This window comes from Priestia sp. 179-F W1.4 NHS (assembly GCF_045369295.1).
Taxonomy (GTDB): Bacteria; Bacillota; Bacilli; order Bacillales; family Bacillaceae_H; genus Priestia; species Priestia zanthoxyli.
On record NZ_JBIQFF010000001.1, the window covers coordinates 1,081,834 to 1,100,950 of the forward strand.

The 19,117-nt window shown below is 37.8% G+C and carries 23 protein-coding genes, 1 pseudogene and 1 riboswitch; of the genes and pseudogenes, 14 read left to right on the forward strand and 10 right to left on the reverse strand.

The genetic code is table 11. The features are described from left to right. Positions 1-7: 7 nt before the first annotated feature. Positions 8-592 (reverse strand): YjgB family protein, encoded by a 585-nt coding sequence (locus tag ACH0CI_RS05580; protein WP_335707323.1) that lies wholly within the window; start codon positions 590-592, stop codon positions 8-10. A gap of 332 nt (positions 593-924) precedes the next feature. On the opposite strand from ACH0CI_RS05580, the gene ACH0CI_RS05585 reads away from it, so the two are divergent. Both ACH0CI_RS05585 and ACH0CI_RS05590 read left to right on the forward strand, forming a co-directional pair. Then, the gene (locus ACH0CI_RS05585; protein WP_033579994.1) at positions 925-2,535 is read left to right on the forward strand and encodes a putative polysaccharide biosynthesis protein; all 1,611 of its coding nucleotides are present in this window, start codon (positions 925-927) and stop codon (positions 2,533-2,535) included. 13 nt (positions 2,536-2,548) lie between these two features. Then, positions 2,549-2,917, forward strand: coding sequence for a hypothetical protein (locus ACH0CI_RS05590; protein WP_335707325.1), 369 nt, complete (start codon positions 2,549-2,551; stop codon positions 2,915-2,917). A gap of 90 nt (positions 2,918-3,007) precedes the next feature. Here the strand turns inward: ACH0CI_RS05590 and ACH0CI_RS05595 are convergent, their stop codons facing one another. Further along, the gene (locus tag ACH0CI_RS05595) at positions 3,008-3,166 is read right to left on the reverse strand and encodes a hypothetical protein (protein WP_155404186.1); all 159 of its coding nucleotides are present in this window, start codon (positions 3,164-3,166) and stop codon (positions 3,008-3,010) included. 343 nt (positions 3,167-3,509) lie between these two features. Continuing rightward, positions 3,510-3,616, forward strand: a riboswitch (SAM riboswitch). A gap of 75 nt (positions 3,617-3,691) precedes the next feature. Here ACH0CI_RS05595 and ACH0CI_RS05600 point away from each other — a divergent pair. The 5 genes from ACH0CI_RS05600 (at position 3,692) to ACH0CI_RS05620 (ending at position 8,950) form a co-directional block, all read left to right on the forward strand. Then, entirely contained in the window at positions 3,692-4,702 is a 1,011-nt protein-coding gene (locus tag ACH0CI_RS05600) for a BMP family protein (protein ID WP_033579996.1), read from the forward strand. 82 nt (positions 4,703-4,784) lie between these two features. Beyond that, a complete protein-coding gene (locus tag ACH0CI_RS05605; RefSeq protein WP_049166396.1) occupies positions 4,785-6,317 on the forward strand; it encodes an ABC transporter ATP-binding protein in 1,533 nt (510 codons plus the stop codon). Then, complete coding sequence (locus tag ACH0CI_RS05610; RefSeq protein ID WP_335707326.1) at positions 6,292-7,359, forward strand: ABC transporter permease; 1,068 nt, start codon at positions 6,292-6,294, stop codon at positions 7,357-7,359. Before ACH0CI_RS05605 ends, ACH0CI_RS05610 begins: the two co-directional genes overlap by 26 nt. Further along, a complete protein-coding gene (locus ACH0CI_RS05615) occupies positions 7,346-8,263 on the forward strand; it encodes an ABC transporter permease (RefSeq protein ID WP_406901005.1) in 918 nt (305 codons plus the stop codon). Before ACH0CI_RS05610 ends, ACH0CI_RS05615 begins: the two co-directional genes overlap by 14 nt. Positions 8,264-8,287: 24 nt before the next feature. Next, entirely contained in the window at positions 8,288-8,950 is a 663-nt protein-coding gene (locus ACH0CI_RS05620) for a sulfite oxidase-like oxidoreductase (protein ID WP_335707328.1), read from the forward strand. Between the two features lie 33 nt (positions 8,951-8,983). Here the strand turns inward: ACH0CI_RS05620 and ACH0CI_RS05625 are convergent, their stop codons facing one another. After that, positions 8,984-9,496 carry a MogA/MoaB family molybdenum cofactor biosynthesis protein gene (locus tag ACH0CI_RS05625; protein ID WP_047750056.1) on the reverse strand — a complete coding sequence of 171 codons (513 nt, stop codon included), beginning with the start codon at positions 9,494-9,496 and terminating at the stop codon, positions 8,984-8,986. A gap of 12 nt (positions 9,497-9,508) precedes the next feature. Beyond that, positions 9,509-9,997, reverse strand: a complete 489-nt coding sequence (gene moaC, locus ACH0CI_RS05630) for a cyclic pyranopterin monophosphate synthase MoaC (RefSeq protein ID WP_406901006.1) — start codon at positions 9,995-9,997, stop codon at positions 9,509-9,511. Positions 9,998-10,111: 114 nt separating this feature from the next. Here moaC and ACH0CI_RS05635 point away from each other — a divergent pair, with 114 nt between their 5' ends. Continuing rightward, entirely contained in the window at positions 10,112-11,377 is a 1,266-nt protein-coding gene (locus ACH0CI_RS05635; RefSeq protein ID WP_406901007.1) for a molybdopterin molybdotransferase MoeA, read from the forward strand. A 14-nt stretch (positions 11,378-11,391) separates the two neighbouring features. Here the strand turns inward: ACH0CI_RS05635 and ACH0CI_RS05640 are convergent, their stop codons facing one another. Together ACH0CI_RS05640 and ACH0CI_RS05645 are read right to left on the reverse strand one after the other, a co-directional pair. Next, positions 11,392-11,532 carry a YvrJ family protein gene (locus ACH0CI_RS05640; protein ID WP_080963362.1) on the reverse strand — a complete coding sequence of 47 codons (141 nt, stop codon included), beginning with the start codon at positions 11,530-11,532 and terminating at the stop codon, positions 11,392-11,394. A 421-nt stretch (positions 11,533-11,953) separates the two neighbouring features. Then, positions 11,954-12,385: a terpene synthase gene (locus tag ACH0CI_RS05645; protein ID WP_335707331.1), complete on the reverse strand. Its 432-nt coding sequence runs from the start codon at positions 12,383-12,385 to the stop codon at positions 11,954-11,956. A 149-nt stretch (positions 12,386-12,534) separates the two neighbouring features. Between ACH0CI_RS05645 and ACH0CI_RS05650 the strand changes: the two genes are divergently transcribed. Together ACH0CI_RS05650 and ACH0CI_RS05655 are read left to right on the forward strand one after the other, a co-directional pair. Continuing rightward, positions 12,535-13,317: a GNAT family N-acetyltransferase gene (locus tag ACH0CI_RS05650; protein ID WP_406901008.1), complete on the forward strand. Its 783-nt coding sequence runs from the start codon at positions 12,535-12,537 to the stop codon at positions 13,315-13,317. A gap of 253 nt (positions 13,318-13,570) precedes the next feature. Then, entirely contained in the window at positions 13,571-13,756 is a 186-nt protein-coding gene (locus tag ACH0CI_RS05655) for a hypothetical protein (protein ID WP_335707333.1), read from the forward strand. Between the two features lie 124 nt (positions 13,757-13,880). Here ACH0CI_RS05655 and ACH0CI_RS05660 read toward each other — a convergent pair. Then, positions 13,881-14,075 (reverse strand): annotated as a pseudogene (locus ACH0CI_RS05660) (winged helix-turn-helix transcriptional regulator); the annotation flags it as partial. 326 nt (positions 14,076-14,401) lie between these two features. Between ACH0CI_RS05660 and ACH0CI_RS05665 the strand changes: the two are divergent. Beyond that, complete coding sequence (locus ACH0CI_RS05665; RefSeq protein WP_335707334.1) at positions 14,402-14,971, forward strand: MEDS domain-containing protein; 570 nt, start codon at positions 14,402-14,404, stop codon at positions 14,969-14,971. A 249-nt stretch (positions 14,972-15,220) separates the two neighbouring features. After that, positions 15,221-16,093, forward strand: coding sequence for an AraC family transcriptional regulator (locus tag ACH0CI_RS05670; RefSeq protein WP_406901009.1), 873 nt, complete (start codon positions 15,221-15,223; stop codon positions 16,091-16,093). 240 nt (positions 16,094-16,333) lie between these two features. Here the strand turns inward: ACH0CI_RS05670 and ACH0CI_RS05675 are convergent, their stop codons facing one another. Next, positions 16,334-16,675: an SPW repeat protein gene (locus ACH0CI_RS05675; protein WP_406901010.1), complete on the reverse strand. Its 342-nt coding sequence runs from the start codon at positions 16,673-16,675 to the stop codon at positions 16,334-16,336. A 192-nt stretch (positions 16,676-16,867) separates the two neighbouring features. Here ACH0CI_RS05675 and ACH0CI_RS05680 point away from each other — a divergent pair, with 192 nt between their 5' ends. Then, positions 16,868-17,140 (forward strand): DUF3973 domain-containing protein, encoded by a 273-nt coding sequence (locus ACH0CI_RS05680; protein WP_034328173.1) that lies wholly within the window; start codon positions 16,868-16,870, stop codon positions 17,138-17,140. Positions 17,141-17,183: 43 nt separating this feature from the next. On the opposite strand, the gene ACH0CI_RS05685 is transcribed toward ACH0CI_RS05680, so the two are convergent. After that, positions 17,184-17,825, reverse strand: coding sequence for a DUF1232 domain-containing protein (locus tag ACH0CI_RS05685; RefSeq protein ID WP_335707337.1), 642 nt, complete (start codon positions 17,823-17,825; stop codon positions 17,184-17,186). A gap of 119 nt (positions 17,826-17,944) precedes the next feature. Between ACH0CI_RS05685 and ACH0CI_RS05690 the strand changes: the two genes are divergently transcribed. Further along, the gene (locus ACH0CI_RS05690; RefSeq protein WP_063247141.1) at positions 17,945-18,526 is read left to right on the forward strand and encodes a manganese efflux pump; all 582 of its coding nucleotides are present in this window, start codon (positions 17,945-17,947) and stop codon (positions 18,524-18,526) included. Positions 18,527-18,642: 116 nt separating this feature from the next. Here the strand turns inward: ACH0CI_RS05690 and ACH0CI_RS05695 are convergent, their stop codons facing one another. Beyond that, on the reverse strand, positions 18,643-19,095 hold the full coding sequence (locus ACH0CI_RS05695; protein WP_335707339.1) for a DUF4288 domain-containing protein: 453 nt from the start codon (positions 19,093-19,095) through the stop codon (positions 18,643-18,645). Positions 19,096-19,117 lie beyond the last annotated feature (22 nt).

The window sequence follows — 19,117 nt, forward strand, 5'->3', positions numbered from 1 at the left end:
CTATTTCTTAAGGTTTTGTAACTAAGTTTACGTGATTCAACGTTTTGCTATCATCAAAAATAAATTCAAGATCATAGGCGCCGGCGTGATAGGTGTATCTCGTTTGAGTCGTACCATCACCTTTTACTTTACCTGTAAAGTTTGGCTGACCTAATTCTTTCTTTAAGTTAGCTTGTGTGATGGACCCTAAATTTGTTTGACGCTCTACATTTGTACCAAAATAGCGAATTTCGTTAATGACGTTATTTTGGTCATAACCAAATGCATATCCAGGATGGCCCATTTCCGCATGATAGTAGTCAAAGTTATTTGATGAACCTTCAGGCGGAGAACCGAACTGATCACGAACGTCTTGACGCAGGGTTTTGCCAATTTTAAAGTCCGCTGTTAATCGTGGTACTTCACCTTTTACTGCGGCGTTATAAATTTCGTTAATGTTTTTTACAGCTGTTTGACTTTGGCTGCTTGTTTCTTGAGATGTAGCTGCGTGTGCTGGGGTATCAAGCTGAGCCACAGGAGCAAATCCAAACGCAGCAATTCCTGTAATCGTCGTAGCAGCAGCCGCTTTTGATAGCCGTTGTTTCATTTTCATGATTTTTTCCTCCTATATATAACGATTTAGCAATCTCAGTCTACCTAAAAGAGAAGGTAGGCCAGAATGGTCAAGGAGTCTTAGTTGAGTTGGTAACTGATATATATAATGTAACACGCCTTTCAGAATATAAACGTCAGGTAAGGTGAAAAGCAAAAAACGATTCATTTCTCATAGGTGAAAAGATTTGTTTTTATTCCTTTATTATGTAAAAAAACGTAATATAGGGAGGATTCTAAGTCTTTATAAAAAACTAGATAATAACTGTAAGTATGATACAATAAATCAAGTATTTGTTAAAAATATAATATTTATTGCTGGAGTTTTGATGTATGGAAAAAAATTTGATGAGAGGTACGCTTTTGTTAACAGCGTCTTCTTTGCTAACAAAGATTTTGGGTTTTATTTATATTATTCCGTTTACAGCGCTAGTCGGAACGTCAGGTTACGCGCTTTATAAGTATGCATACGGTCCATATACCTTGATGCTAAGCTTATCGACAATGGGTCTTCCGCTTGCTGTTTCGAAGTATGTATCGAAATATAACGGTCTTGGAAACTACAGGGCAGGGCAAGATCTATTAAAAGCAGGCCTTCTATTAATGACGATAACAGGCATAATAGGATTTTTAGTCCTCTATACCATGGCGCCTTCGCTCGCTGAGCTAGTTATTAACGGAAAAGATTCCTCAGGAAATAGTCAAAAAGACGTAGTGTACGTCATCCGAATGGTGAGCTTTGCTTTAATTATTATTCCGCCTATGAGTCTATTACGAGGCTATTTTCAAGGTAATCAATCCATGGGACCGTCCGCGCTGAGTACAATTATTGAACAAATAGTGCGTGTGCTGTTTATTTTAGCAGGAGCATACGCTGTTATTCATCTCTTTCATAGCACGATGACAAAAGCTGTTGGAATTGGTACGTTTGGAGCGTTTATTGGAGGCTTAGGGGGTATAGGGATTCTTGGTGCGACGTATCTAAAACGCAAGCGGCTAATTATGAAGGAAGTGAATAGCGGAAAGAATAATAAATCTGTTCCGTTCTCTTTAATGTTCAAAGAGCTTGTGACGTACGCTGTTCCGTTTGTATTAGTTGGTTTAGCTATTCCAATCTATCAAAATATTGATACGTTTACGATTAACATGCTCTTTCAATCAATAGGGTATGGACAAGCTAAAGCTGAAACGATTAACTCTGTCATTGGGTTAGCGCAAATTTTAGTAATGGTGCCGGTATCGCTAGCGACTGCCTTCAGCATGTCGCTGATTCCGGGTATTACATCTTCTTTTGTGCAAGGAAATTTACGAGAAGTAAAAGGAAAGATTACAAAAACGCTGCAGCTGCTGTTGTTTTTTACTCTTCCTTCTGCGGTGGGGCTTTGTTTATTGGGTAAGCCGGTATATATGATGATCTTTGGAGCGAAAAACAGTCCTGAAATCGGTGGAGTTGTTTTACAATGGTATGCGCCTGCTGCCATTTTATTTGCTCTTTTTACCGTAACAGCCGCGATTCTTCAAGGAATTAATCAGCAAAAGAAATTAATTTTTGGCTTGGGCTTAGGTATTGTTGTGAAGATAGTATTAAACGTACTGTTGGTTTCAAGCTTAAAAGAAATTGGACCTGTTGTCGCGACGTACGGAGGATATGGTGTATCGGTTATCTATAACTTTTATTTAATTGAAAAATCCATTTCTTACCGAGTTCAATCACTAGGAAAAGCCGCGTTGACTCCTGTTTTATTAGTAAGTGTGATGTCAGCCGCTGTGCTTATTGGCAATTATGCTTCTCACTATTTTCTAGAAAATAAGCTGTCTGCATCTTCACTTGCGATTAGCACGTCTTGTATTTCAATAGCTTTAGGTGCTGCTGTGTATCTAGGACTTGGCGTAAAAACAAGTTTAGGGCAATCTGTTGTGTTAAATAGAAGAAAAAGAATGTAAAGGAGAGAAAGAAGTGTCGAAACGATTTGTACTAACCGTAGCCGCTGGAGGATGTATCATAATCTTCGGCGCGCTGCTGCTACTAAACTGGGAAAAGGTGTTTGGAGACTACCGCCCCATTCAAACAGCAACAGCCGTATTCAAGTTAGAAATGGGAAGTCAAGATGTAGCAAAGACTACGGATTCAGATAATGTTCTTTACTATATGGTGAAAAAAGGACATTTAGATGAATATATTCAACTGATGAATGAAAAAGGCTATGTGTTAAAAGAGAAAGATATTGATCATAACCGACTTGTTTTTAACAATGGACAAGAGGATGAGCAAATTTACTACAAGCGCTTTGCTAGGAAGTATACGATGATTGATGGAGAAGGGTAAAAGCCTTCACTTGGAATTACTACATACTAAAATCATTAAAAGAAAACACCACCTTGCGAATAAAAGGTGGCGTTTTTTTGTTAGATTATCTCATCTTAGTTTTACTCTTGCTATCCCTGTTACGACCATACTAGTAATAAAAATAACTATGATTCCAATGTTGGTCGGGGTATCAAAAAATGTTTTTGAAATGGCTAAAGCGATAATAAGCCCAATAGCTATGCCAGATAGTTCTTTCATTAATTTCACCGTTAACACCTCTTAACAATATTACTAAGGAAAAGTCTAACATTATTGGTAAAGTGGTTTCAATTAATAACACATTAACGGAAGAGGTATAATAAAACTTATTTGCTACCACTAAACCCTCTTGACCGTCAACAGATTCAGTATAAGTGCTTTGTGAAGAAGTATAGAATGATTCAAGAAATGAGGTAAAGGCTTTAACTTTTATTTTATATTTTAGTAGACTAAAACCGTATAATCCTATCTGTTTTTAAAGTTTTTTTGCGTAAAAAAGAAAAATAATATTGACAATTGTTGAAAAACTATTAATATTGACTATATTACATAAAATAAATAGCTATTGTTTTCCTTATCAAGAGAGGTGGAGGGACTGGCCCTGTGAAACCCGGCAACCGCTGTCTATGACAGAATGGTGCCAAATCCTTAAGAACAGTATGTTCTTGAAGATGAGGAAGAGACGTTTGGTTAACGAGCTCTTCCTTTATATAAAGGAAGAGCTTTTTTTATATTATAGGGGGAGTAAGTTAAATGAAGAGATTTCTTATTTTAGCAGTTGCGCTTGTACTACTCGTAACTGGCTGTCAGTCAAAAAGTACAAAAAGCAGTGGAAGTGAAGAGAAAGGAAAGAAGCGAATTGCTCTTGTTTTGCCTGAAAAGATTGGAGTTAACCCGTTTTTTCAGCAAATGGATGATGGAGCAAAGCGCGCTGGGAAGAAGTATAACATTGATGTAAAGACAATTGAATCTACGGACCAAGCAGCCATTGAAAGTAATTTGCGTGCTGCGGTAGCCGAAAATTATGACTTGATTATTACATCTTCTTTTGAATCCGAAGATGCGTTGAAAAAAGTAGCTCAAGAAAATCCGCAGCGTCAATTTGCGATTATTGATACAGTGGTCGATTTACCAAATGTAAGAAGCGTTGTATTTCGTGAGCAAGAAGCTTCATATTTATTAGGAGCAGCGGCAGGATTGATTACGAAAACGAATAAAGTAGGAATGGTTGCAGCTGATGATATTCCATTATTAAAAAAATGGACGGTAAGTTTTAAAGAAGGATTACAATCAACAAATCCAAAAGCAGAGTTTCTAGTAAACTATGTTGGAAGCTTCTCTGATCCAGCTAAAGCAAAAGAACTTGCTATTTTACAAGCTTCAAAAGGCGCTGATTTTATCGCCGGAGCATCAGCAGTAGGCGACTTGGGTGTATTTGAAGCAGCAAAAGAAAAAGGTTTTTATACGGCAGGACAAGATATTGACCGTACGGAAGTAGATCCTGAGCATATCGTTTTATCGCAGTTAAAAGGATCTGATGCAGCTGCTTATGAAACGGTAGAAGCACTCGCAAATGACAAATTTAAATCGGGCGTAGTGACATACGGCTTAAAAGAAAAAGGTGTTGGGTTAACGTATGTGACTCAAGACAGCAAGACGCCTCTTAGTGACTTTGTAGGACAAGATGTGATTAATCAATTAAAAGAAATTAAAGATTCGATTATTGATGGAAAAACAGTGGTAAAAGATCCGTTAGCAAAGTGAGTTGAGAAGAGAAGTCGAGTAAGGCTGGCTTCTCTTTCTTATTTTTGAAAAAAACCTAAAGGGGAAAGGAGCAATGAATGGAATGAGTGAGCTGCTGCAGTTAACGAATTTAACGAAGAAATACGGTTCATTTTTAGCAAACGATAACGTGTCTTTTACGCTAAAAAAAGGCGAGGTTCACGCGCTGGTCGGAGAAAACGGTGCTGGTAAAACAACGTTGATGAGGATGCTTTACGGAATGGAAAAGCCGAGTTCAGGAAGTATTCAGCTACATGGGAAAACCGTCTCGTTTTCATCTCCTGCGGATGCGATTAAAAACGGAATAGGCATGGTGCATCAGCATTTTATGGTTTTTCCTCATTTTTCAGTGGCTGAAAATATTGTCTTGGGGCATGAGCCAAAGAAAGGTCTCTTTTTTAATAGAAGGCAAGCGAAAGAGGATGTTCAGCAATTAACCCAAACCTATCAGATTTCAGTAGATGTTCATAAAAAAGTAAAGCATTGCTCAATTGGAGAACAGCAAAAGATTGAAATTTTAAAAGTGCTGTATCAAGGAGCAGAAATCATTGTTTTAGACGAGCCTACCGCTGTACTTACTCCTCATGAAGTGAAGGAACTATTAAAAACAATCCGTTTTTTGGCTTCACAAGGAAAAAGCATCATTATTATTACACATAAGCTGCAAGAAGTGATGGAAGTAGCGGACCGCATCACGGTTCTTCGGAATGGTAAAGTAGCCGGCGTCACAAATAAAGAATCTACTAATGCTCACCATTTAGCCAAGCTGATGGTAGGACGAGAATTAAAAGAGCGTCCTGCAAGAGTGCCGTCACAAGGCACCTCTCATTTAAGCGTACAAAATCTCTTTTTAAAAGGAAAAGGACAAAAAAACGTATTGCAAAATGTGTCTCTTCACGTTTCAGCAGGAGAAATTGTCGGTATTGCAGGCGTTTCAGGAAATGGGCAATCAGAGCTGCTTCAAGCAATCGCTGGATTAGTAGAAACAGACAGCGGAAGTATTAAACTTGGAGATGAAGATCTTACAGGGCAATCTGTGCGTGAAAGAAGAGAAGCAGGAATCGCTCATATTCCAGAAGACCGCTATATGTGGGGAGCCTCTAAAGACGATACGATCGAAGAAAATGCGCTGATGGGCTATCAGTATAAAGCTTCTTACTCGAAAATGGGCTGGCTGAAAAGAAAGATATTCAATTCGAGCGTGGAGGAATGGATAAATGAATTTTCGATTAAAGCCACTTCATCTAAGCAAAAAGCAGGAGAACTGTCAGGGGGGAATCTGCAAAAATTGATTGTTGCCAGAGAGCTTGGCCAAAACACTTCTTTTCTACTTGCTGCCGAACCAACGCGAGGAGTGGATATTGGGGCAATGGAACGTATTCACGACGCTTTGATTCAAAAACGCAATAATGGATCGGCTATTTTACTTGTATCTTCTGAGCTGTCGGAGATTATCTCACTATCAGATCGAATTTTAGTGATGTACGAAGGCAGTATTGTTGGAGAGCTTACAAGAGAAGAAGCGACGGAAGAGAAGCTAAGCATATTAATGGCAGGAGGAACGGTAGAAGGTGATACAGTTGCAGAAACTTCTTAAATCATTGATCCAACCAATTATTGCGGTCATTTTTGGCTTAGCAATAGGAGGCATTATTATCTCCTTAACAGGTGGTTCGGTTTTCCAAACATATACAGAGCTCTGGAATGGAGCGTTTGGTAATTTTTATTTCTTCACTACTACGCTGGCTCGCGCTACGCCTATTCTGTTAATTGCGTTAGGTGTCGGATTTGCTTTTAGAGCAGGTGTGTTTAATTTAGGGGGAGAAGGACAGATGGTCGTTGGAGCTATCAGTGCAGCGATTGTTGCTTATTACCTGCCGGCTCCAGGGGTAGTCAAGCTGATAGCGGCTATTGCCGCTGCGGTTGTGGCAGGAGGGTTGCTTTCCGTTTTAGCAGGCTGGATGGAAGCCGCTTTTAAAATTCAGCTTGTCATTTCGACGCTTTTATTAAATTATATCGCTGTTTTATTTGCAAGTTATTTAGCAGGTCACCCATTTCAAGATAAAACAGGCTCAGCAGCTCTCGCTCAAACGCCTATGATTGAGCAATCGGCGTGGCTTGGAAAAGTGTTTCAAGGAATGCCTCTTCATGTCGGATTTATCATTGCTTTAATCGGTGCGCTACTGCTATGGACAGTGCTTCGCTACTCTGTGTTTGGGTACGAAGTGAACGCATCTGGAAAAAATCCGTTGTTCGGAGCGTATGGAGGCATTCATCAAGTAAAAGTCATGCTGTTCAGTATGTTTATTAGCGGGAGCTTGGCTGGATTAGCAGGAGGGTTTGAAGTGCTTGGTTCACAGTACCGATTTGTAGACGGTGCGCTTACCGTTCCTGGATATGCATGGACTGGAGTGATGGCTGCTCTGTTAGCAAAATCGAATCCAATCGGCATTATTTTTACGTCTCTTTTACTTGCCGCTTTGCAAACAGGAGCGATGGGTCTAGAGCGTAATACAGAAATTCCGTTAGAAATTGCGAGTATTATGCAAGCTGTACTCATTCTATTTATCTCAGCAAAATTCACAAAGCAGTGGTGGAAAGCAAAAAAGAAAGGAGCTGATATTCGTGGAGCTGCTTGATTGGTCACTGTTAAATGCAACGCTGCGAATGGTTGCACCGATTTTATTAGCGGCGCTGGGCGGAATGCTTTGCGCGCGCGTAGGCATATTTAATGTAGGGCTAGAAGGTCTAATTTTGATTGGAGCTTTTAGCGGGATTGCGGGCAACTATTATACTCATAATGTCTTTTTTGCGATCGTGATTGCGGCTGGAGCAAGCTTACTTTTTGCGTTGCTGTTTGGGATGATGGTCGTGATATTTAAAGCGAATGAAATTGTTGTTGGGGTGTCTATTAATTTTTTAGCACTGGGCTTAACGACATTTTTACTCCGGACTATTTTTCATACAAAAGGTGCCTATTACGATAAAAACATGCATGGAATAGGCACATGGGATATTCCTTTAATTAAAGACATACCTATAGTCGGCGACATTGTTTCCGGGCAGTCACCGCTTGTCTATTTTGCATTTTTAGCAGCTATTGCTTTTTATATCTTTTTTTATCGAACGATTTTTGGTTTTCGTCTTCTAGCAGTAGGCTACAATCAAGTAGCAGCAAGTACGCTTGGGTTAAAAGCAATAAGATATCAGCTGTTTGCGATTGCAGCATGCGGAATTCTGTGTGGGATTGCAGGAGCACAGCTTTCATTAGGTCAAGTCACGATGTTCTCAGAAGGCATGACTTCAGGGCGTGGATTTATTGCACTTGTTGCGATGATGCTCGGTCAGTCTCATCCGCTCGGTATTTTAGCGTCGAGTATACTTTTCGGTTTAATGGATGCGGTGAGTACGCGACTGCAAGGTTTTTCAATACCGACCGAGTTTACGATGATGGTGCCGTATGTACTTACATTAGCAGCGATGTTTTTCTTACGAGATAAAGGAGTCGAAACGAATCAAACAAGTCAGCAAAGTGCACGCTGATAAAAAAATAAAGAGGTGGTACCTATGAACAAAGCAGACCGTATTAAACGAATGAAAACACCGGAAATTGATCCAAAGTATGAAGGACGAGTACCTCCGGGTCAGGTAGTAACAGAGCGCTTTCCCATTTTACACGAAGGCGACGTGCCGGAGTATAACTTAGAGGAGTGGACGCTTCGCGTGTTTGGGTTGGTAGACAAAGAAGTGACGCTTTCGTATCAAGATATATTGAACATGCCTCAAACAACGGTGAAATGTGATATTCACTGCGTAACGAGATGGACAAGACTTGATAATGAATTTACGGGCGTGCTGTTTACAGACTTTTTAAAAGCAGTTGGCATGGAGTTGAAAAGTAAATACATCATGCTGCACGGAGATAATGATTATACGTCAAACATTGAAGTAAAAGATTTACTGAGAGACGATATTCTTCTCGCTCATTCCTTTAACGGAGAGCCGCTTACACCTAAGCATGGATATCCGCTGCGATTGGTTGTGCCGCATTTGTACTTTTGGAAAAGTGTCAAATGGCTTCGAGGCTTTGAAGCTATTGATGAAAACCATCCGGGCTTTTGGGAGCAAAACGGCTTTCATCTTAGAGGAGATCCGTTTAAAGAAGAGCGTTTTTCTGGAGAAGATTTAGGCATTCCAGAAGATGAGTGGGTACATAAAGACTATGATTAATGAAAATGCCTATGCTTGCGCATAGGCATTTTATTAGCGCTGGCGGTTTAATTCCCACACAACGTGGCGAAGTTCAGGCAAAATCAGTTTGGTCATAGCTAGGCGAACAGCACCGCTTGATCCTGGTGTAGAAAAAACGGCTTTTTCGTTAATCGTCCCGGCAATTGCCCGGCTCATAATCGCTGCGCTGCCAATGTCTTCGGTGTAGCTCAGCATGCGAAACAGCTCGCCAAACCCGACGATTTCTTTATGAATCAGCGCTTGAACGGCTTCAATTGTGACGTCTCGTTTTGTAATGCCGGTGCCGCCGTTTGTGAGAACAACGTCAATGTCCTCAGCACTGCATCCGGCAAGTATCGCTTGTTGAATCGACGTTTGATCGTCTTTTACAATTTCATAGGAAGCGACCTGCATCTCGTGTTCTTTCAGAAGTTGGATCATTAGCGCGCCGCTTTTATCGGTTTCTTTTGTACGTGTATCGGATACCGTAATGACTTTGCAGCGAACGGGCTGAGTTGCTTTGGATTTATGTTCATGTACGCTCATTATGTACCTCCTTTACGCTTGTGTACGCTTGTAGTCACCGTTTTTGCCGCCTGATTTTTCAAGCAGATATGTTTCGCCGATAACCATGCCTTTATCAATGGCTTTGCACATATCATAAACGGTTAGAGCGCAGGCAGAAGCGGCAGTTAAAGCTTCCATTTCAACGCCCGTTGAGCCTTCCGTTTTAACAGTTGCTTCTATTAATAAACGATACTTGTCATTGCTTGTATCCCAGTCAAATGAAAGGTTTACGCCTTTTAATAAAAGAGGGTGACACATCGGAATAATGTCAGACGTGCGTTTTGCTGCCATAATCCCTGCTACTTGTGCGACAGCAAGCACATCGCCTTTTCCGATTTTATGTTCTACAATGGCTTCGTGAATTTCTTTGTTAACGAGTATGCTTGAACGAGCTGTTGCAATGCGGCGAGTGATAGATTTTTCGCTAATATCGACCATATTGGCACGGCCTTGGTCATTAAAATGTGTAAAAGAAGACATCGGTGTTTTCATCCTTTTTCAGTAAATTTTGTTGTATGATAGAAATAGTGAGATATGCTATGATTTTACACCATAGCGTAAAAAGTGAACAGACATAAAGGAAGTGAAGAATGTATGTTAGAAAGCAGAACACCTATTTCAATTCCTGAAGCAATTGAAAAAGTTATGACATATAAAAGAAAAGGCAGCATCGAACACGTATCGATCACCGAAAGCTACGGGCGCTATTTAGGAGAAGATATTATTGCCGACCAAAACATGCCTCATTTTAATAAATCGCTTTATGACGGCTTTGCAGTTCGAGCACAAGACTGCGTAGAAGTATCAAATGAACATTCTGTAGAGTTCGAAGTTGTAGGTGAAATCGGCGCTGGCTCTGTTTTTGAAGAAGAAGTAAAGCCGTTTCAAGCAGTGCGCATTATGACAGGAGCGCAAGTGCCTCATTCATGTGATGCGGTTGTGATGCTTGAAGTGACGAAGTCGTATGAAAAAGAAGGCAAAACGTATATGGCGTTAAGCAGGCCTGTTTCAAAGTGGGAACACATTGCGTTAAAAGGAGAAGAAACAAAAAAAGGGGACGTGCTCGTTTCAAAAGGAACGCGCATTAATCCGGGCGTCACGGCTTTTTTAGCTACGTTTGGCTATGCGGATGTAGCCGTGGTGAAGCAGCCGGTGGTTGGCGTGTTAACAACGGGAAGTGAACTGCTTGATGTAAACGAGCCGCTAGAGCCAGGAAAAATCCGCAACAGCAACTCTTATATGGCACTTGCGCAAATCGTAAGAAGCGGGGGAATTCCGAAATATTTAGGGAAGCTTGAAGATGATTTTGACCGCTGCTATGAAGCGGTAGAAAAAGCACTTGAAGAAGTGGATATTTTACTGACAACCGGAGGGGTATCCGTTGGTGACTATGATTATTTGCCGGCTATTTATGAAAAGCTTGGTGCCAATGTGCTGTTTAACAAAATTGCGATGCGACCGGGAAGCGTCACAACAGTCGCAGAACGAAACGGACAGCTGCTGTTTGGATTATCAGGAAACCCATCTGCTTGCTATGTCGGGTTTGAACTGTTTGTACGTCCGATTGTTCGCAGCTTTTTACATTCACCGGCGCCTCATTTACATAAAACAAAAGCGGTGTTAAACGGCCGTTTTAAAGAGCCTAATGCATTCACAAGAATGGTACGGGGAGAAATGACAGACGAAGGCGGAAGGCTCTTAGTAACGCCTGTTGGAATGGACAAGTCAGGCGCTATTTCGTCATTAGCTGCAGCAAACGCACTGATTGTTCTTCCAGGCGGAGAGCATGGATATGATAAAGGAATAGAAGTGGACGTGCTGCATCTTGAAGACGAAGGTACGAGTTCGCTTTGGGTATAAAAACAGAAGTCTGCTTATTGCTTGTCCTTCTTTTCAATAAGAATTTGAAGCAGTTCTGTAATTCGATCTAATTTGCTTTCAATGCGAACAAGTAAGTAAAAAGATAGGGCAATTGGAAAACCTAAATCTTTAATATAGCTAACTAAATTTTCTATAGTAGCATACCTCCTTCACTTAGAAGATATATTATTATATGTGATTTCTAAGTATTTGTTCGCAGGGTATACGTCCATTTTTAAGACAAAAGTCCTTGAAAAATAAGAAAAAGCAGCCCCGGCATTGGCAAGCGAGGCTGCTTTTTTTGTAAGGGTTCATTTATACGTATTCGAGTATAAATGACTACTAGATTTTAACATGTTTTTGAATATAAATACTACTTTGGATGTGTTCTAACATATGAATAAAAGGTGCGCTTTTAATTCATCGATTACGTTGGTCCTCCTAATCAAAAGCCAACTAAATGAAGGGTGTATAAAAAGCGGCATATTCTATAAAAGTGACTCTTTCAGAATCCCTTACTTCCCTAGGGGTTCTCTTTTTTCTATGTGCCTAAGAGGGTGGTTTGTGTACACGGTCTTAATCCTGAGATAAATAAATCCAGTTGATTTCATCAAATTCTTCAATACTATAATTTGAGCCTATGTTTTTTAATATTTTATTGAAGAACTTTAGATTAACTTCATGATCATACAAATCTTCTTGAATGTATTCTTTTATAATAAAGTTTGTTAAATTTGTATTGTTAACAAAGTCTGAAAAGAACGATGTTATAAGGTCTGAATCTTCTGTATTTAATTTTTCATCATTAATGATTGAAATCCTAAAGACGTTTAAAATTGCGTCAATATCTTCTTCATCCATGTAACATAATGGATCTAGTTTTTTGTCTTCTTCTGTAAATGGACTTCGAGTGTCTTCAATGACTACATATGATATGATTCTTCCATTTCTTGTTACATGGAAAATCTCTAAATCACGCAATTTTAAAATTCTATGAAGCGATATCATAAGTTTCTCCTGCTAACACGTTGATGTACGATATTTTTATAAATTAGATATTGTTAAATCTGTAGTATTCAGTTTACAGTAAAATAGTCTTGTGTGGTATTAATTAACAAATATATAAACATATACTTTGTTAAGGAGGAGTAGATAAAATGTATTATTTAGAACCAAAAGATTATGATAAGATACATAACATTTTAAAAGCATCATTTAAGACTCCTACATTTGCTTTTTCTGTCGTTAATCATGTTATTGAAGGATCTGTGTATGTAAATGATCGTATGAGGCCAACGTCAGGATTTCTTAGAATACCTGCAGGTGACTATTATGTATTTGGTAAAGGGAATGATGGGGTGTTTAATAAATCTCTCTATCGTTACTTTGTTGAGAATGTTTATGGTAAGGAAAAACGTTTTACTGTTTTTACTCTATCGACCGACTGGGAGGCTTTTTTTGACGAGACTTTCGAACCGTACGTAAAGAAAATGATGCGTTCTAAGTATAGATTTGTTCCTTCAAAAGTTCCTTCTCAGTATAATCTTCCCAATCTTTATGAGTTAAAAGATTTTAACTCCGACGCTTTAAGAAAAAGTAAGAATTTTAATGAATCATATATAGTGGATTACTGGGGATCAGAAAGTCATTTTCTGAAAAACGGATTAGGCGTTTGTGTTATCCATAAAGAAAATATTGTCGCTGAATGTGTGTCAATCTTTCATAGTGGAACAATAGCTGAAATCGATATTGTGACTAATCCTAGCTATAGAGGACAGGGACTGGGAAAGATAGTAGGTCAAGAGTTTATAAAAAAGTGTTTAGAAAAGAATGTTATGCCTTCTTGGGATTGCGATAATAATAATGAAGCGTCAAAAGTATTAGCTAGTAAACTTGGATTTTCTAATGAAGAGAGTTACGCTCTATATGTATTAAAATGAAAAACCCTAGAAATAGGGTTTTTTTTCTTTGTACCAACAACATATTTTAAGTTAACTAAGTCTAATTATGATAGGTATGTTCAAATATTGTTCTGAAGGTATGTTAAAATGTAATTATAAGGAAGAGGTGGATATAGGGATGTTGACGGCAGTAGTTGTAACTGTTTCAATTTTATCTTTAGCTTGGATTGTAGGGAAAAAAGAGCAGCCGAGGAAACAATGATTAGAAGAAAAAGCATCTGAGGTGGTATATATGCAAAGACAGCAAGGCATTACTGTCCTTTTATTAATGTTAGGAATGGCAGCTATTTCTTTAGGGATGGCTTTGAAAAATGTATTTGAGTACTCTCCTACGGTGGGATGGCTTTTAGGAATCGCAATATTAATAGGTAATTCTATTTATACAGGTGTACAAATTAAAAAGAAAAGTCATACATAATTAATTTCAAAAGTGCTTGGATAAACATTATCCAAGCACTTTTTTAGCTTATTACATTACAGTAACTACTCGTGTATAGGCTATATCTAAAGTACACGAATCTATTAATAAATATAATTTATATCTAAATTTCTTCTTTTTCCATTGCTCTCGCATTAATAATTCTGTTCTTATGCGTTTCTCCCCAGTCTTTCATAAGTAAAATGATTGGTTCGAGAGATCTTCCGAATTTGGTTAGGGAGTACTCTACTTTTTGGGAGATTTCTTTATAGATTTCACGGTGAACAATCCCGTCTTTTTCTAACTCTCTTACTTGAAGGTTTTGAGAGGACATAAGTGAATATAGAAGAAACGTTAGAGCTTCTCTTTTAAGTTTAATTCCATAATCATTTCTTGTTAGGTTTTAATCGTATTTGAAAAGGGTATAGTATCCTTTAGTCAAGCTGCTAGAATAATTGTCGCAAACGTTCGCAATCAATACAGATACACTGTTCTAAAAACAGCTGTCCACCCCAAAACAAAGGGGAGAACATCCAATTTTGACATGCAGGAACGCAAAGCGTAGAATCTTTCTAACAGATAAACAAATTACTATTTTAAGAGGCTTAAAATTTAGGTTGATTTTATATAAGGGAGCGTACATATTTGAAAAATCAGTTTGCTCAATTAATACAGAATAATGAAAGCGTTCATATTTACTACAACATTGACGATATGAAAAGTTACTTAGACAATCTTGTGTCTTATATTGTTTCGGGTATTGAACAGAAGAGACATACTTTAGTTATAGAAAGTGAAAGATTAATTCCATTAATTTTTGAAAAATTAGAGGGAATTCTAACTAAAGATCAATTAACCTATATACATACTATTAATAATTTTGATTATTACTGTTCAAGTGGAAGTTTTCAGCCTGCCATAATCTTTGAACACCTTTCTAGACACTTAGATCCTTTCTATAAAAACAATACATCTTTTCAAATATGGGCTCATGTAGAATGGGGACAGCAAGAAGGAATTATACCTATTCTAGAAGAGTTTGAGAATGAAGCCGATAAATTAGTAAATAAAGGCGGATTGTATTTAGTATGCGCTTATGATGAAGAGAGAGTACCAGAAGTTCTTAAGCTCGCTTTAATGAAATGCCATCCATACGTAATTTTAGAAAACAAAATTGCGCTATCCCATTTATATGTAATGACAGATGCAGTGTAATTGCTATTTTGGTTGGGATTTGCTCATAAAAACACAGGTGAATAGAGGACCAATAAAGAGCCTTATACTTTAAGGCTCTTTATTGGTTGTTTTCGAAAGTTATTATGTTAACTAAAATTGCACCTTGAATAGCTTGTTTAAGTTTGTGAAAACTTATGAACAGAAGAAAAAAGCCTGCATAACTGTGCATGAAATGTCGGATAGCTCTATTCAAATCCTGCTATTCTGATAATAAGGGAGGTCATATAAATGGATTTGCTTAGAAATATGAATAGAGCTTTAGACTATATTGAGGAGAATTTAACCAATGATATCGATTTTAGAGAAGTAGCAAGACTGGCTCTTTGCTCTGAGTATCACTTTAAAAGAATGTTTTCTTTTCTTGCAGGTATTACTTTATCAGAATATATTCGCCGAAGACGACTTACACTTGCAGCATTTGAACTTAAAGATAGTAACATCAAAGTCATTGATGTTGCGATCAAGTACAATTACAGCTCACCAGATTCGTTTACAAGAGCTTTTCAAAATTTGCATGGTATAACTCCTTCCGAAGCTAAAAAGAGCGGCAGTTCACTTAAAGCATTTCCAAAAATGACCTTTCAGTTATCAATTAAAGGGGGAAATGAGATGAATTATCGCATTGAAAAAAAAGAAGACTTTCATATAGTCGGTATTAAAGAAAGAGTTCCAATAATCTTTCATGGAGTCAATCCAAAGATTGCTGCTATGTGGGAAAGCTTGAACGATGAAACAATACGTGAATTAAAAGAACTTTCTAATGTTACACCATTAGGTTTGCTTAGTGCATCTGTGAACTTTTCTGAAGGGAGAATGGAGGAAAAAGGGCAGCTGGACCATTATATCGGTGTAGCCACAACTAAGGATTGTCCCAATCATTTAGTACAAATTGAAGTGCCAGCTGGAACATGGGCTGTATTCGAAGCAGTCGGACCATTTCCTGACACATTACAAGATGTATGGGGACGAATTTATTCAGAATGGTTTCCGGCCTCAACTTATGAACAAGTAGAAGGACCGGAAATCTTATGGAATGAACATAAAAATGTAACGTCGCCAACCTTTAAAAGTGAAATATGGATACCCGTGTTAAAAAAGTAATGATGACTCCGTAATGGAGAGCAAAGGTAGATCGCAAATGTGATCTACCTTTGCTACTTTATAGCTTTCTATCAACTACATTACGTTGACTAAATAAATATGTACCGTCCTTACATAAAAAGCAGAAAAAGCTCCCTATTTCCGTAGGGAGCTTTTCTGCTAGGAGAATGATTTCTCACATAGTCGATACGTTGCGGTATCTAGAGTAGTTTAAGCAAACACTGGAATATTATTCGCTTTTTAACTTATAGCTTTTAATTTTAATCTTGCTTTAGAGTTCAAGCTCCATAAACTAAGTAATACGGTCATTAACTCAAGTACGACGCTAGACCAAAGCACCCCGTCTGTTAATGAATAAATAAAGGGAAAAAGAATAAACCATAATCCGGTAATGAGCGAAATCCAATTTTGCCATGAATTCCATCCGGGTTTAGTAACTCCCCAAAAAGACATAACCACTTGAAGGGTTCCAAATACAATACTTGCTGACGTAGCCCCTGCATTATATGAAAACCCAAGCATCCACGGGGCCATAACAAACCAAATACCAATTACGGCGTTAGCAATTCCTCTTGCTTTCATCATTATCCCTCCTCAAATTATGATACTCGTAGTGATGTCATGATTAAACTATATGTTTGGAAGTAACGTGTGTTGAGTATTCATCAACGCCTGTTGAGATTTTTTCAACTTTTCATGTAGGAACAAGCACTTCTGTTGATGAGTTCTCATAAGATGTTTCAAAATCAAGTATAAGAAAGAGAGTGAAAACAAATGTACTATTGTGTTAATTGCTGCAGATTGCAAAATGAACATCTTATTAAGAGTAAGTTATTTGAAAATGGAGTCTATATAGATCCATTTGTAGGAGAGAAAATCCCTTTAGGTATGTGTGCACATAGATGCAACCATGAGTCATGCGAGCCATGTAAAAAAGAAAAAATTATTAAAAAGGTTGTGCCAAAGGAATTATCTAAATTAAAGAAGGCAATAGAGTATTTACCTGCTCATCGTCATGGTTCAGAAAAAGTTCCATTTTCACAATAAATAGCAGCATGCCGCGTTCAGTTCCCTTAATAAAACTCAGTTTTTATTCCGTAAGTTGATTCATCACTAGTTGTACAGCTATTGCATCGTCTAAATAACCGATTGGAAAGACGTAGTCTGGAATAATATCGGTAGGCAAAATAAAATACAATAGCGCACTTCCCAATATAGAGCGCTTGGCGGCTGAGGTTTCTTCGCTACAATATTCAAGATACATTTGCTTTAATTGGTCGATGAAAGTACCAACGCTTCCCACTTGCTCTATTTTGGATTGAAAGTTATTTATGATCATGCTGTGTCCTTCGTCTGTCTGTGCATATTGCTTATATTTTGTTAGTTCTTGTTTTACACGTTCAATCGTAAAGTTGGTATCTGCTATATTAAAAGATTTAAGTATTTCTTGAATTTTATCGATGGAGTAATGAATGCCTGTTTCTAGTTCATTTGCTGTATGGTTTGAAGCAGCTTCAGCAGGATCAATCAATGCTTCAAGAGGCGTATTTAAATAGTGTGCAAATTGCTTTAAATGATGTAGATTTGCTTGCTGCTTGCCATTTATAATCCGTGAAATAGTTGCCGTATCAATCCCCGTAAGTGAGCTTAGTTTCCGCATAGATAAAGCATTTTCCTTTAATAAAGACCTTAATAACAGACCAAGGCTTTGTTCATTTTGGATGTTAGACATTGCGATTCACCTCTTTATATTTTTCAACGCGCAGTACTCATTTTATTGAAGGTTTATCAACAATATATGCAACAAGTAAGCAAATTTCCTCAATATTATCATCAAAAGGAGAATACAAAATGGAATGGTTATTCATTTTAGGTTTTGCCCTATCATCAAGTATAGATAACTTTGGTGTAGGAATATCTTATGGAGTACGAAAAATCAGGATAAAATGGCTTTCTAATTTACTAATAGCAGCTATTTGTTTCCTCTTTAGCATGACCGGGATTATGTTTGGCCGATGGCTTTCAACGATTTTACCAGGGGTGTTCCATGTTATTGTAGCCGTCGTATTATTAACGCTAATTGGAATTCGAATTATTTTATTAGTTGGTTCCCAAAAAAATAATGAAATTGATGAATTAGATAGTAGTGGTCAAGAAAACGTACGATATATTGGCTGGGTTGAAAGCAGTGTGCTAGGTGTTGCACTTTCAGCCAATGCACTTACAAACGGTCTAGGAGCGGGTTTACTTGGTTTATCACCTTTAGCTATTTCGCTTACATCAGCATTTGGTAGTTTTATAACGGTATGGCTAGGAGTAATGGTGGGGCAAAAAGCAGCAAATGTTCAAATTGGGAAGTTTACATTAGGTCAATTTGGAACGTTAATCAGCGGGATTACGATTTTAATTGTAGCTTTTACTCAAATATTCTAAAAGAAGAGACACCATTTAAAGCAAGTGGCGTCTCTTCATTATGTTTTAAGTTAGTACATTATGTTGATCAAGTTCGTATATCGTATATATCTTGTTTTTATATTTAATATGAATCTTCAATTAAAATCTCTATTCCTTAAAATGAAGTTTTTGCGTATCAGCTCTGTTTCATCCTCTGTAACTTCCGGATAGTACCTAGATAAGACATTAGCTAAACTTTCTTTTTTAGGCACGTGTAAAAAACGTGAATATACTTCCGAACCATTTGGTAACTCCTCTTCTTCACATAAGAGGAAGGCATCTAAACTCTCAATCAATTGGAAGTGCACAGTCTGATCATAAACGTTGGTATAGGTTTCTTCACATTCTTTTGCTTTCTTTTCTGCAATTTCATAGGCTTGATCAAATGATGGAGCTTTAATTAATAAAATACTTTCTTCAAATATCTGATGTTCTTCATAATTTTCGTCGATCTTTTCTGTATTAGGTTTACCCACTATTAAGTGCTTATAAAGAACCTTTACTCCATACCATTGGTCACCTAACTCTTCGCTATTAGTTGTTTTCATATCAACTCTCCATTCTTAACTA